We start from the raw sequence: 14,036 nt of genomic DNA, 5'->3' as shown, positions 1-14,036 counted from the left end.
TACCCCTCTTTTCTCAAATTATTTTTTGCAGGACAGTTTAAGAATTTATTTTGTTTCTATAGCTCCGCCAAGGGCCTCCTCTACCGCTTTGACGAGAGAGCCATCCTTAATAATTTCTTCACAATAGTTGATATCACCGTATAATTCGCGGTCCTCATCTAATGTGGCTACTGCTTTGCGGACTAAGTCATAAGCAGCCTGTGTTCCTTTGCCCAGGCCTTTATTGCCGCGCATATCGATACCCTGGCATGCAACCATAAGTTCCATAGCCAGAACACGTCTTACGTTCTTAGCGATCTCTCCTGCTTTTCTGGCAGCGATGGTACCCATGGATACGTGGTCTTCCTGACCAGCGGATGACGGGATACTGTCAACAGAAGCCGGATGTGCAAGAACTTTGTTCTCAGATACTAATGCTGCTGCAGAATACTGAACGATCATGAATCCGGAGCAAACGCCGCCGTGCGGTGTCAGGAATGCAGGCAGGTCACTGTATGCCGGGTTGACCAGACGCTCAATACGTCTCTCAGATACGTTAGCCAGCTCGGAAACTGCGATTCCCAGGAAGTCAAAGCTCAGTGCCATAGGCTGTCCATGGAAGTTGCCGCCGGAGATACCATTCTTATCTTCTTTGAAGATGATCGGGTTGTCTGTTACAGAGTTAATTTCAATATTTACATGATCCAGTACATAATTCACTGCATCCTTGCTGGCGCCGTGAATCTGCGGTGAGCAGCGCAGGGAATATGCATCCTGTACACGGATCTCACCCTGAACCGTAGTATTCTTGCTGCCTTCCAGAAGTCTTAACAGGTTTCTGGCTGTTGCAAGCTGTCCTGAATGAGGACGTACGTCATGCAGACGGTGATCCAGAGCACTTACAACACCATTCTGCGCCTCAAAGCACAGAGAGTCAGCGATATCTGCAACCTTCAGAAGCTGCAGCGCATCGTACAGTGCCAGGGAGCCGGCGCTTGTCATTGCCTGTGTTCCGTTGTTCAGAGCCAGTCCTTCTTTTGCGGACAGTTCAATCGTAGGAATTCCCGCACGCTTCATAGCCTCTGCACCGGGAAGAAGTTCTCCTTCGTAATAAGCCATACCAAGGCCCAGCATCGGCAGAACCATATGGGATAACGGTGCCAGGTCTCCGGATGCTCCAAGGGAACCTTTCTCCGGGATAAACGCAGTCACACCTTTATTCAGCATATCGATCATGGTCTGAACAGTCTCCAGACGAATGCCTGAAAATCCTTTTACCAGGTTGTTGATCCTAAGCAGCATCACACCTCTTGCAACATCAATGGGGAACGGATCACCAGCACCTACCGCATGAGTGATGATCAGGTTTTTCTGAAGAGCCTTGCACTGGTCCTGAGAAATTACAACGTCGCTGAATTTACCAAATCCTGTTGTGATTCCATAAACGACCTTCTCTTCCGCAACAAGGTCATCAACCACTTTTCTTGATTCGATAATGTTCTGTTTTGCCTCCTCGGCTAACTCGATTTTTACATTCTCACGACAAATTAAAGCAATCTGTTCCAGTGTGAGGTCTTTACCAGTAATTACAATATTGCTCATATCGCACCCTCTTTTCCTTATATTTTATAGTGCAATTATACACACCTCCGTGTCAAAAAAGCGTCAATAAATGTCAAAATCCACAAACACAATTGTCTGACAATTATCTTTCATCGTCAAATTCCTCGTGTCACGGTCATTATTCCGTCATTGGCGAACAATATTTTTTCGTGTTATCAGGCTAAATTAAAATATTTTTTTAAGGCGGGAACCTTTTCTCAGAATCCCGCCTTATTCTTGATCTCCTTTAAAACCTTCACAGTGGTCGGATTATTCATTTTTTGTGAGAGCTGTACGCCCTTTTTATAATGCTTTCTGGCTTCCTCTGCCTCTCCCTTTTCCAAAAGGACTAAAGCCATGTACGCTTCCGCACGTTCCAGTCCCCAGTAATATCCATGGCGTTCAAAACATGCCACTGCCTGTTCCAGATACTCCTGGGCCAGTTTGATCTTTCCGAGAAGGTAATAGATCTGCCCCGCGTTGGAATAGAACTGTCCAAGTCCGTTGGTCACCACTTTGCCGGTTCCCTTTTCGATGGCTATTTTATAGTAGGAAAGTGCTGACTGGTAATCACCGGTGGCACGGCAGGCATCCCCGATATAATTATAACACGCCGCAATGCTCATAATATAGCGGGAATCTCTTCCACTGTAATCCTCAAATATCTGGCGGGCCTCTGTGAGCGTCTGGCGGGCCTCCTCATATCTGCCCTCATGGAGCAGATACCAGCCTCTCAGCCTCATGAAAGCCCCTCTCTCGTCCGGTTCCTGCACATTGATCAGGGACAGGCCCTCGTCCACATATTTTTTCACCAGCTCCAGGTCTTCCACTTGGATCCCGTAGAAAATCATCTGCTTGAAATTATTCAGGAGAGATTTCTTATCCTCCAGCATCTCAGCCAGCTTCATGCTCTCCTCAATATTGCGGATACCGGATGCGTAATCTCCCACAGCGATGTCAAAACGGCCCTTGACATAGTACATTTCCTTTTTCATTTCCTGCAGCTGATGAGAATCCTCGTCAAACTGGATCACCTTCTGAGCTAGTTCAAGAAGTTCATTGGCCTCAAAGGTTACTCCGTAATTGTCGTCGCCATATTCCATCTCCCAATGAAGTACAGGAAAGTTCTCATTGACAATCGTATAATACTCTTTCAGATATTTAATCTTATATTGATACGCTTTCACCATGTTATGGCACTTCTCATAGTGGTGAATCGTCATTGGAAGATACCCAAAATTTTTCTTCCCCTCAGCCTTTGACTCATAATACTCTGCCAGCATCTGATGGTACATGCGCTTCTTTCCCTCACTCTGGCGCTCGTATATGAACTGGCGGAAGACCTGATGTTCAAATTTATAGTACACATTCCAGCCGACAAGTATTTCCTTGATCAGATGACGCTCCTGCAGCTTTTCAAGAATACGGACCAGGGTCAGCCTGTCCATCTTCGGAAGCAGCAGCTCTATCTCCTCAATGCTGATCTTCTCAGGAAACATGCTCATGCAGTCCAGCACTTCATTTTCCGTCTCCGGCAGGCCTGCAAGCCTTGCTTTGATCACATTGTTGGTCTTCTGGGATTTTTCCAGGGTATATCCCTTTTCCTTTATCAGATTCACCAGCTCCATCAGGAAAAATGCATTTCCGTCAGTCATCTGGAATATACTCCTGAGCTTCTGCTCATCCCCGTTAAGCTCCGGCAGATATTTGTGGAGCAGCTCCATGGTCTCCTCCTCCGTAAAGGGATTCAGAGAAATAACATGGAGATAATCTTTCTTCATGAGTTTCTCCAGGGATTCCATAACTTCCACATCATTGTTCTGGTTATAAGTACACATGAGAAGGATCCTCTCTGTGCCCAGCGTCAGGAGAATCCTGTTCAGAAGCTGGAAGCTCATGGCATCCATCCACTGGATATCGTCAAAGAACAGCACTACCTTGTGCTTTTCCACGATTTTGCGGAACATGTCCAGGATGGCTTTTTCCATAAGCTGATATGTCAGCCTGCCCAGCGGCTTCTCATCCCCCAGGATGCTTCCCTTAAAGAAACGGTCAAGCTGTGCCTGCTCCTCCTCTGTGATGGAGCGCTCCAGCAGTCCGTTCTCCACACACTGCTCCACCTCCCAGAATATGTCATTCCAGGGGCGCAGGAAAAATTCCGACTCCTCCCGGTAGCAGGCAGCATACAATGGAATCATCTGATAGCCCCGCACCATCTGTTTTGCCTTGTCCAGAAGCGCTGATTTGCCTACTCCGTCCTCCCCGCTGATGGCCACACATTGGGGATGGCGGCTCTTGCCGGTTCCCACAATACACTCACTGACCTGGTATATTTCAGCGGTACGGCCCAAAAACGGCGCGTTCCAGGCAGCAGACTCCACCGTGGTGTTTCCCTTAACATTGAAAATACGGTGAAACAGTTCCTTGATCTCCGGGGACGGCTCCACGCCCAGCTCATCTGCCAGAACCTTCTCCAAATCGTAATACAGCTTGATCGCCATATTATAGTTTCCATTCACCGCATAGATATCCATGATCTCATAGTAGAGCTTCTCATTATAGGGATCATGCTTTAACAGAATGTTGCTGTATTTCTGAATCAGATCCACATCCTTTGTGGCATCCGCGTCGTACAGCTTTTCCCTGGCACATTTGATAAATGCCTGGTTATACTGCTCCTGCATGGAGGTGATCCACTCTTCATATTCATAACTGTTCTTTATCATAAAATGGGAGAGAAATCCTTCTTCCTCGTTCTCCAGAATATTCTCTTCACTGATATGGTCCCAGTCAATATCCGGCATACACTCCGGATTCAGAGAGATGCTGGTATGGCCTGCTGTCACCAGGATTTCCTTGCCAAGCAGCTTTTTGATCTGGTAGACTGCTTCCCTCAGGTTCTTTCTTCCCACATTTTCATTGTCTGCCCCCCAGAGCACGTATATGATTTCTTCCCTTGTAGCTGTCTTCTTCACACAGAGATAATAGAAAAATCCCTCTGCTTTCTTGTATGGAAAATTCACACGCTCTCCGTCCACCTCAACATAAGGTCTTCCCAAAAGATGTACACTGATGTTCGCCACAATTTATCCCTCATATTCTCAATTTACAGTCCCAAAGTAACAAAATGTATTGTATTAAGTATACTCTAATGCAGACACAACTGTCAATACTTCCCCAAATTATGGAAATTTAAAGTTCTTTCTTGTTACTACTTTACCATGCAAAATTGTTATATGTGGTTTTTCTCGGCCATTTTTACGGATACAGCCGTATTTCTTCCCTGTTTCTTATATATTTTCACAGTTTGCTTCCTCACCTGCTTATTATAGGAAGAAACTCCTGCGCCGACCGTGCCGAAAGGCAGCGGCGGCAGGGATTCCGTTAACCGGGCGTCACGATCCCCCTTTGCAGAGTGTAAAACGGTTTTTGCGGAAGGTGATGATTCCCTCCTCCTGCATTCTGCCCAGTTCGTCGGAGAGCACGCTGCGGTTTACACACAGATAATTTGCCAGTTCCTCCCTGGAATAGGGAATCTCCACCGTATTACTCCCTGTCTTCCGGCATTGTATGCGCAGGTATTTCAGTACCCTTCTGCGCACACTTTTTGTGGAGAGGATATCAATCCTGTAAAATTTTCTGACGTTTTCGTTGGCTATAAATTCCATCAGTCTCCGTTCCAGCTCCTCCTCCCATTTTTCATGTCCCGGCATCCAGTCAAAAAACCACACTTTTGTATCCTGGCTGCAGTAAGCGGAATATGGGCTTTGACGGCTGGGCGTGCAGACAATATCAGCCCCCAGCATATAGGAGGGAATCAGTTTCTGAAAAAGCCTTTCATTTCCATCCATATCGATCCGGACGATCCGCACTTCCCCCTCCAGCACGATTCCGAGCTGTCCGATCGTGTCTCCCTCATGCAGTAACTGCTGCCCTTTTCCGTAATCCTGTATCTTTCCCCCAAGAAGCCTGCCCAGTTCCTGCAGCTCCTCTGCGTCCTTTTGCCGGAACAGACAGCTCTGTTTCAGGATTTTTTCATACTTTTCCAGTCCATTCATTTGGCATCTCTCCATCCTCTTTTTTTACTCCTCTTATTCTATCATCTTCTTATGTTTTCGTAAATTGCTCCTTATGATTCCCTCAAACGGAGCCTTTTATCTGCTTCCTTAATATTTACAAAAGATGTAAGAACCCCGTTGAAAATTCATAACTTATAGTATATGATGAAAATATGAAAACTGCCTGGAGGGATTGTTATGATTCGCAGACCCAATATCTTATACTATAACAATGGGCAGACGGAAAAAGGAAAAGTGTTGGAAAAAGCAGCACGCCGAATGGGATTCGACTTTACTCCCATTCTCCCGCAGAATGTGCTTCAGACTGTGGGATATCTGGCCAAAATCAAAGGCTTTCCGCAGCGGAAAATATCCGTGCTGGAAAACCTTCCTTCTATTCCTGTGGATGTTATGGTTATGTGCAATTTCACTGACGATAACCTGAACCACCTTCTTCGCATGATGAAGAACGGGGAACTTCCATCCGTTGCCTTAAAAGCAGTCCTCACATCCCAGAACTGCTTCTGGACATTCGCACATCTTGTAAAAGAGCTGGAGGAAGAACACAGAGATTTTATGGAGAGAGAAGAAGAGGAAAAATAAGGCGGAAGGAACGCAGGTGATGCGTTCCTTCCGCCTTATTCTACCTTCCATTATTTTCTATTATAAAATACAGGTGACAGATTCCGGTACAGAATCAAATCCCGCCTGCAGTCTGCCGTCCGCGTATATCTGAAATCCCGGCCCGCTGCCATATCGCTCCCCCGTTTTATCATATTGGACCGTCACAAGATGACCGCCTGCCGGAACATCCTCCAGTTTGAAATACTTCCATCTATGGTCCAAAAGAGGTGTCACCGTAAGCCTCCCGTCCTCATACATATGGATTCCCGCCGCGCCGCTGATGATCAGGTCACAGAAGGTTGAATGATTGTAATCCTTTCCCCTCTCGTATCCCCCTGCTTCCTGCGGAAATCCCTGTTCCTTCAAAAACCTGCGCGCCTCCCACTCTCCGGTGTCGGGATGGAGATTTTCATCGATCCAGCAGGACTTTCTGCCGTACCTGTCTGTTCTGTAATGGGAACCGGCATACAAAAGGAGCAGTTCCCCGTATTCTCTTCTTCCAAATTCGGTATTTCCTCTTTTCTCCCGGTTCTTCTGCAGATACTCCGCTGCTGCCGTCAAAGTCTGCGATGTAGAAAAAGGCCAGGACCAGCCATTCCACAGACAGGGATGCACAGCCTTTTTTTCCAGGAACCCGGGATACCGGCTGCAGGTGGACGGCCCATAGGGTGCATAAAAGCATTCCCGGTCAAAAAGCCTGGAAAAAGCCGCCCCCATGCGCTTTACCTGCGCATCCCCCTCAAACTGAAAAGGCAGCTCAAAATACCAGGGGAGATAGCCGGTTATCTCGTCCATCTCCGCCATCTCTCCCGGCGTCCCTGTTTTCTCCTGCACCCGGATTCCCCTGTAGAAGTTCAGTTCCGGCCTCCAGAGCATGGTCTGCATTCTGCGCCAGATGGATTCTGCCTCTCGCTGATATCTTTCCTCAGCGGATTTGTCCCCCTTCCACCCTGCTATCCGAGAGAGGGCAGAGGCTGCTGCTGCCATATAGGAATTTAAGGTGAGCCGAATGCCGTTCCCGCCTGCTGAATATTCCATACCGTCCCTGTTGTCTGAAGACCAGAACAATCCGCATCTGTGCAGACTTTTTATCTTCCACCTTTTATAACTGTCTTCCATATAGGGAAACAGCTCTGATGCCAGATCATAATTTCCGGTTGTCCTGGTGAACCGGTAAACAGCGTGGATCAGCCAGTTGCTGTAATCCTGTTCATGCTCCCTGCCGCTTCCCAGGAACCAGTACACACAGTAATCCCTCAGATATGTATCACTGCCCCGTAGCCAGCGCCCTTCCATAAGATGATGGCCTGCCGCGCAGGATATGCCGTTATAGGGCCCTGACCAGGGGACTTGGGGAAGAAATTCTGTGAGGATATAGCCTTCCGGGGTCTTTTTGATATGTTTCCGGTAGACCCACCAGCGGAAATAATAGATTTCCTCAAGGACCGGGTCCTGACAGTCCAGCAGGGGGATGTGCTCCCCCATCCAGACCGCGGCGTGTTTATTGTCAATTTCCTGTCCATGAGGCTCATCATCCCGGGCGGAAAATTTCTCTGCGTAGAATTTCAGTTTCTCTCTGAGGTGCATTTACTTATCCTCTTTTTTGTACCATGGAAATTGTGTGACCCTCAGCTTGGTACAGCCATAAGGGATCAGGGTGATTTCCTCCTCTGTCCCGTCCGGACTGATCGGACTGACGGGAAGCGTCCCTGCGCTGTTATCCTCCAATTTCCAGGAGTCAAGTCTGCGTCCCCTGGTCTTCAGGCGGATTGGAGGGTGCTCCTTGGAAAACGGGACCACTCCCACGCAGCCTGCCTGCATTTCAAAGGAAGGATTCTCTTCCAGTGCATAATTCCAGTCACTTTCAGGGTAGACCTCATAATCTCTGACACCTGCCACTTCTCTGACTGCCTCCCATCTCTCCTTCATGTCCAGCGCATACACCAGGGGGCCTCTCTCAACTGCCACGCTGTTATGGAACCAATGAGATGTTTCAATCTCCATGGAAAACTCCGCTTCGATCTTGTCCCCTGTACGGATTCCTCTGCAGACAGATGCCACATCTCCTGTCTTTTCTCTGTTCTTCACTTCTTTGACACAGATTCCGTTCTTGTATATTTTACAGGCACTGCACCATCCCGGGATCCTGATCTTAAATTCCAGCCCGTCATGGGAAGCCTCCTCCACATGGTACGTGATTTTTTCTTTAAAAGGATACTCTGTCTCCTCCCTGATACACAGTTTCTTTCCCTCAGCCTCCGTCTCCAGCCTGCAGGGGGCAAATACCATAGAGACCACTTCCGAGTCACTTTCCCTGTACCACAGGCTCTTCACGAATTTCGGCCATCCCTGATGCATGTTGGCTGTACAGCAGCCGAAATTCGGTTCCAGACCGAACATATTGGATTCCTCATTGTTATTGAACCAGTTCCGCTTTGCTTTGCTCACAAGCACCTGATTTGCCTGCTGCACATACTGATGTGCCATGAAATCCTCTGTAATGGTAGCCGGCAGCGCATTGTAGGCAAGACGCTCCATTTTATCCGCAAAACAGGGAAGTCCGAAGGCCTCCAGCATGGTCTGCAGGCTGAACATATATTCCACTATTGAGCAGAGTTCTGCTCCCTGGGAGGGATTGTTTCCGCTTAAATGCTCATCCCCGTTGACGGCACCGCTTGCGACCCCGTGATATTTATCAGCACTCTCCATCCCTGCCAGTGAAACTGCCTCATAGTCCAGGTCATCGAAGAAATAGGACAGCATTGCAGGGTATTTAAATCCCATGGTCACATTTACGATATGGTTTGCGTGGTATTTCATAGTGTCATGATAATCTTCCCATGAAAAATGGCTGTATTCCTTATTCCAGTCATAATAATAACCCGCAGGCCTTGTAAAAGGAAAATCAGTAAAAATATCCACCCAGTCAAGAGCCTGTTTCCTGAGCATTTCCACAAGCGCCGGAATATAGCTTCTCTCTTCCCGTTCGCAGTACCACTGGATACAGTACAGCAAATCCCCTATTCTGGCGCTTGACCACTGTTTCATAGGCACCTGGGGTATCTTTTTATATAGATACTGAAAATACCTGTCAAAAAACGGAAGTACCCTGCTGTCTTTTTTGATCTCATAGTATTGGATCAGGACCTTCAGCATGACAAATCTGGACCAGTAGTCCTCCTTACTGGCTACAGGACCGAAGTTTCCCTCCTCATCCTGGCTGCCCAGAGTCCATTCCACAAACCTGCAGGCAATGTCCCAGTGTTCTTTGTCCTCCAGATAACAGGAGAGCGGCAGAAGCCCGTCCAGGTAGTAAGGCGCTCTCTCCCAATTTTCTCCTGTACCGCCCAGCCAGCCGGAATAACTGCCCACACTGTCCCAGATGTCAAACAGTTTTCCCGTAAGTCCCTGCATCTGAATTTCCAGCTGTCGTTTCAGCCATCCCTCCGGTTTCACTTCCGGGATGGAAAATGTATGTAATCTTTTCTCATTTTTATTGCTCATAATAGTTCCTCCAGGGTGCCTTTTATTTTAGTGCTCCGCTCAGCATTCCCTTGATAAAATATTTCTGCAGGAATACGAACAGGATCAGGATAGGCATCAGGCCTATAATGGAACTGGATGTCAGAAGTCCCCAGTCCGTACCGTACTGGCCGATCGCCAGATTGGTAAGTCCCACATTAAACGTCTTAATGGAATTGCTGTTGGCAAATACCAGCGCGATCAGATAGTCGTTCCATGTGGTATACGCCGCATAAACGGCAATGGTCGCCACAGATGACCAGGTCAGCGGCAGACATATGTTGGAAAACACGGAGAACGCCCCCGCACCGTCCAGTTTTGCAGACTCCAGCAGACTGTCCGGCACCATGTCAAAGGCGTTTTTCATCATATAAATACAGAACGGTGACTGGAAGGTGGCGTAGATCAGCACCATACTCGGAATCGTATTTAAAAGATGCAGCTTTGACATGATGGAGTACAGCGGATTCAGCAGTGCCTGGAAAGGGATCATGATCGCCGCCAGAATACAGGCCATGAAAAGCCCCTTTCCCTTTAACTGCAGCTTTGAGAACCCATACCCGGCCAGCACGCTGACAAAGACCACCAGTAAAATCGTGATCGCGGTAATGACAAAGGAATTCAGCAGATATCCTCTGTACAGACCATCATCCAGGGTAAATATCTTGATATAATTAGCCAAGGTCGGATGCTTTGGAATCAATGTGGGCGGTGTTCCGTATATCTCTGTCTTGTCCTTCAGAGACGTCACCACCGTCCAGTACAGCGGCAGGAAAAAGATGACTGCCAGAACTGTATTCATCCAAGTTTTTTTCGTCACTCTCTTCATACTTTCTCCTCTATTTCGTGGGGTCCTGCAGGACCTTATTTTCAAAATAACTCAGAACACCGAGCACAAGCAGCAGAATCATTGTCATGGCAGATCCATATCCCATCTTAAAATACTTAAATGACGTATTGTATATGTAATGGACAATGGTTGTGGTATCCTGCGCAGGACCGCCTTTTGTCATGATCAGGAACTGCTCAAATGCCAGTACGGAGCCGATGACCGACAAAATCAGTGCCAGAGCCGCATGCGGCTTGATGATCGGCAGAGTGATCCTGAAAAACTGCTTTACTTTATTGGCCCCATCCACACTTGCAGCCTCGTAGATCTGTTCATCTACGGACTGGAATGCCGCCAGAATGATCAGCATGGAAAATCCCGACATCTTCCAGGTGACCATAAATATCACGGCGGGCAGGGATGTCTTAGCCGAATTCATCCACAGGATAGGGTCCTGTATGATCCCCAGTGTCTGGAGAAGGTAATTCAGCACACCGTACAGATCATTGTAGATCCAGAGCCATACCATACTGCAGCATGTCATGGATATGACCACCGGAGCAAAATACAGGGAACGGAACAAATTCACACCCTTAAATGCCCCATTGATCAGAAGTGCCAGGATAAAAGCCAGAATAAACAGGCACGGGGTCACAAAGACCGCGTATTTCATGGTGAACAGCAATGAATTCCAAAACTGGGCATCCTGAAACAGTTTTATATAATTATCCAGAAAGACAAACGTTTTCTCCCCCAGCACCGGCCAGTCGTAAAATGACATGAGCAGTGACTGGAGAAATGGAAATACAAAAAACATGAGATTCAATATCAGTGCCGGGAGTATGAACAAATAGGATACCAGCGGTATTTTCTTTTTATGTCTTCTCTTCATCAGTTTCTCCTTACTTTATGGAGGGGTGCCTGCAGGCAGGCCCCCTCTTGTTGTCACTGCATAATTTTATTGATAGCCTCCGCAGCATCCCCAAATGCCTGTTCCGGTGTCTTCTCCCCGTTCAGACAGGTCTGCATAGCCTCCAGAATGGGCACATACATCTCATCGTATTTCAGAGATACCGGGGTATGTCCTACCTCCAGCGCCTCTTTCAGCACCTGGTATTCCGGTGTATCATTGAAATATTCGTTGTCAAAGAAATCACTTCTTGCAGGGAGCAGACCGCCTTTTGCCAGCTCGTCCACCTGTACTTCCTTTGACAGGCCAAACTGTATGAATTCCCAGGCTGCGTCCACATCTTTGCACTGGGAGGTAATGCCGATGGAATCCCCGCCGGAGAAAGACGCATACTCTGTGCCCTCCGGTCCCTTTGGAAGAAGGCAGGCGCCCCAGTTCATATCATCGTGTTCACCGCTTATGAAAGAATAAATAGCTGCACTGCCCAGCACTACCTGGCTGGCTTTTCCTGTGAGGAATGCATCCTGTGCCTCATTCCAGGAGTATGTGGTAACACTGGGAGGCGTTACTTTATAGGTATTTGTCAGATCATTGAACATGGAAAGGGCTGCGACTGCATTTTCGGAATCCAGCTCACATGTCTTACCGTCTTCTGAGAGCACTTCCCCTCCGTTGTTCCATACATAGGGCATGAAGGTAAACATATGGCCCCCCGCGTCACCTCCGGCATAGACATAGCCGTATCGGTCTGCTGTGGTCAGTTTCTGGGAATCAGCGATCAGCTCATCCCAGGTCTTGGGCGGTGTTTCCGGGTCAAGACCGGCCTCCTGATAATGGTCTTTGTTGTACAGAAGTACGGAAACGTCCGGCGCAAAGGGCACTGCATAAGTCTTGCCTTCAAGCTGTCCTGACTTTATCATGCCTTCACTGAAGGTATCCTTATAATCCAGAGCCTCGTACTTATCAGAAATATCAGCAAAGGCTCCTATAGATGCAAAGTAGGGAACCTTTGTGCAGTCCAGGGAGACAATATCCGGCGCCTCGCCTGAGGACAGCGCCAGGGAGAGCTGGTCTGCCATCTGGGATGCGGGCTGCTCCACTACTTTCACTTCCACGTTTTCGTTCTGCTCATTGTATTTTTCCGCAGCGCTTTTTACAGCCGCTACTGTGGAATCACGTGTCCACACAACGATCTCCGACTTTTCGGAAGCTGTCTCCTTGTCTTTTTTCTCACCGGAATTCCTGTCACCGCCGCAGCCTGCCAGCATGGAAACTGCCATAAGAGATGTCATGGAAAGAGCTGCCCATTTCTTCATGTTTCCTGTTTTCATAATTTTCCTCCTTGGACGCAGACCTCAACTTCTGCATCATTATGCATTTTGATATGTTTTACGTGGTATCGGGCCGATATCTTGGGTATATTATACAAAAGCTCTTTCTATAAGTAAATTCATATTCTTTACCTAAAATAGTAAAATATTAACAGCATAAAATTGTAATAATTTAACATATAACGAAATATATTTTCTAATTTTTAGTTGATTTACAGCAAATATCCGTTTATAATTATATTAAAATACAAACATATAAGACAGGAGGCCGTCATGGAATATGTGAACTTTTCTACTCCCCCTTACCCGCACTTCATCATTGCAGGGTCTGCCCTCTACCGCCCCGGGGACGCACACGGGAGACGCAGCAACATTGGGATCTTTGACCTGATCTTTATCGAATACGGAGAACTTTATATTACAGACGGAGACGCCTCGTATCATCTCAGGGAAAACGAACTGATTATTTTAAAACCGGATTCCACCCATTACGGACACAAAAAGGTGACGGAGAAAACAAAATTTGACTGGCTTCATTTCAGAAGTGTGGGAGAATATCATTACTCCGAAGAATTTCATCTGGTGAAAGAAGAGCGGAAATCACTGAGTACATATACGGATCGGAAGAGCACACTTACACTCCCCCTTTATAAAAAAATGACACCGCTGGAGAGCAGTGAATTTACATCCATATTCTCGAAATTAATATCTGCCAACATAGACAAATACCAGCAGAAAGAGACCCAGGACCAGGCACTTTTATCACCTCTGGAATGCCAGGAGCTGTTTTTCCGGCTTCTGAGCTTTGTACAGGTGTTTCAGCCCCAGCGTAACTCCTCAGAACTTCTGGCTGCTAATATTATGGAATACATCCTTCAGAAATTCCACACACAGCTTACCCTGGAAAGTATAGCAGATTATTTTAATTTTCATCCGGTACATATCATACGGTGCCTGAAAAGGGAATACGGAATCACCCCAAACAAGGCCATCATACAGATCAGGATTGACAACGCAAAAAAGATGCTCATCACCTCCAATCTGAGCATCAATAAAATTTCTGAATTTGTGGGTTTCTCCTCCCCCTCTTATTTTAACAAGGTCTTTCGGGAATATACAGGCATGACCCCCAAGGAATACAGAACACAGAAAAGGCCCGGAATATAAACCGGACCTTTTTC

Annotated in this window: 10 protein-coding genes; 2 read left to right on the top strand and 8 right to left on the bottom strand. The window is 47.2% G+C overall.

What is annotated here, in order from left to right; genetic code table 11:
- Nucleotides 1–45: 45 nt before the first annotated feature.
- The 3 genes from hutH to LC508_RS24080 all read right to left on the bottom strand — a co-directional run bounded on the left by hutH (nt 46) and on the right by LC508_RS24080 (nt 5,639).
- A complete protein-coding gene (hutH, locus tag LC508_RS24090; RefSeq protein WP_033143094.1) occupies nt 46–1,581 on the bottom strand; it encodes a histidine ammonia-lyase in 1,536 nt (511 codons plus the stop codon).
- 218 nt (nt 1,582–1,799) lie between these two features.
- The gene (locus LC508_RS24085; RefSeq protein WP_103731816.1) at nt 1,800–4,664 is read right to left on the bottom strand and encodes a tetratricopeptide repeat protein; all 2,865 of its coding nucleotides are present in this window, start codon (nt 4,662–4,664) and stop codon (nt 1,800–1,802) included.
- A gap of 312 nt (nt 4,665–4,976) precedes the next feature.
- Complete coding sequence (locus LC508_RS24080) at nt 4,977–5,639, bottom strand: Crp/Fnr family transcriptional regulator (RefSeq protein WP_158587375.1); 663 nt, start codon at nt 5,637–5,639, stop codon at nt 4,977–4,979.
- 198 nt (nt 5,640–5,837) lie between these two features.
- Between LC508_RS24080 and LC508_RS24075 the strand changes: the two genes are divergently transcribed.
- On the top strand, nt 5,838–6,242 hold the full coding sequence (locus LC508_RS24075; RefSeq protein ID WP_052099662.1) for a DUF3783 domain-containing protein: 405 nt from the start codon (nt 5,838–5,840) through the stop codon (nt 6,240–6,242).
- Nucleotides 6,243–6,302: 60 nt separating this feature from the next.
- Here LC508_RS24075 and LC508_RS24070 read toward each other — a convergent pair whose 3' ends face one another.
- Genes LC508_RS24070 through LC508_RS24050 form a run of 5 tightly spaced genes read right to left on the bottom strand, consistent with a single transcriptional unit; the run spans nt 6,303 to nt 12,855 of the window.
- Nucleotides 6,303–7,850: an MGH1-like glycoside hydrolase domain-containing protein gene (locus LC508_RS24070; protein ID WP_103731814.1), complete on the bottom strand. Its 1,548-nt coding sequence runs from the start codon at nt 7,848–7,850 to the stop codon at nt 6,303–6,305.
- The gene (locus LC508_RS24065) at nt 7,851–9,767 is read right to left on the bottom strand and encodes a beta-L-arabinofuranosidase domain-containing protein (RefSeq protein WP_054352802.1); all 1,917 of its coding nucleotides are present in this window, start codon (nt 9,765–9,767) and stop codon (nt 7,851–7,853) included.
- 22 nt (nt 9,768–9,789) lie between these two features.
- Entirely contained in the window at nt 9,790–10,614 is an 825-nt protein-coding gene (locus LC508_RS24060) for a carbohydrate ABC transporter permease (protein ID WP_103731813.1), read from the bottom strand.
- Nucleotides 10,615–10,624: 10 nt separating this feature from the next.
- A complete protein-coding gene (locus LC508_RS24055; RefSeq protein ID WP_054352801.1) occupies nt 10,625–11,506 on the bottom strand; it encodes a carbohydrate ABC transporter permease in 882 nt (293 codons plus the stop codon).
- Nucleotides 11,507–11,559: 53 nt separating this feature from the next.
- Nucleotides 11,560–12,855, bottom strand: coding sequence for an ABC transporter substrate-binding protein (locus tag LC508_RS24050; RefSeq protein ID WP_033143090.1), 1,296 nt, complete (start codon nt 12,853–12,855; stop codon nt 11,560–11,562).
- A 273-nt stretch (nt 12,856–13,128) separates the two neighbouring features.
- On the opposite strand from LC508_RS24050, the gene LC508_RS24045 reads away from it, so the two are divergent.
- Entirely contained in the window at nt 13,129–14,022 is an 894-nt protein-coding gene (locus tag LC508_RS24045) for an AraC family transcriptional regulator (RefSeq protein ID WP_225305255.1), read from the top strand.
- Nucleotides 14,023–14,036: the final 14 nt, after the last annotated feature.

It is taken from the genome of Blautia parvula (assembly GCF_020215665.1).
In the GTDB taxonomy this organism is placed as follows: domain Bacteria; phylum Bacillota; class Clostridia; order Lachnospirales; family Lachnospiraceae; genus Blautia; species Blautia celeris.
The sequence above is the reverse complement of the archived record's forward strand: the minus strand, read 5'-3'. Positions and strand labels throughout refer to the sequence as shown.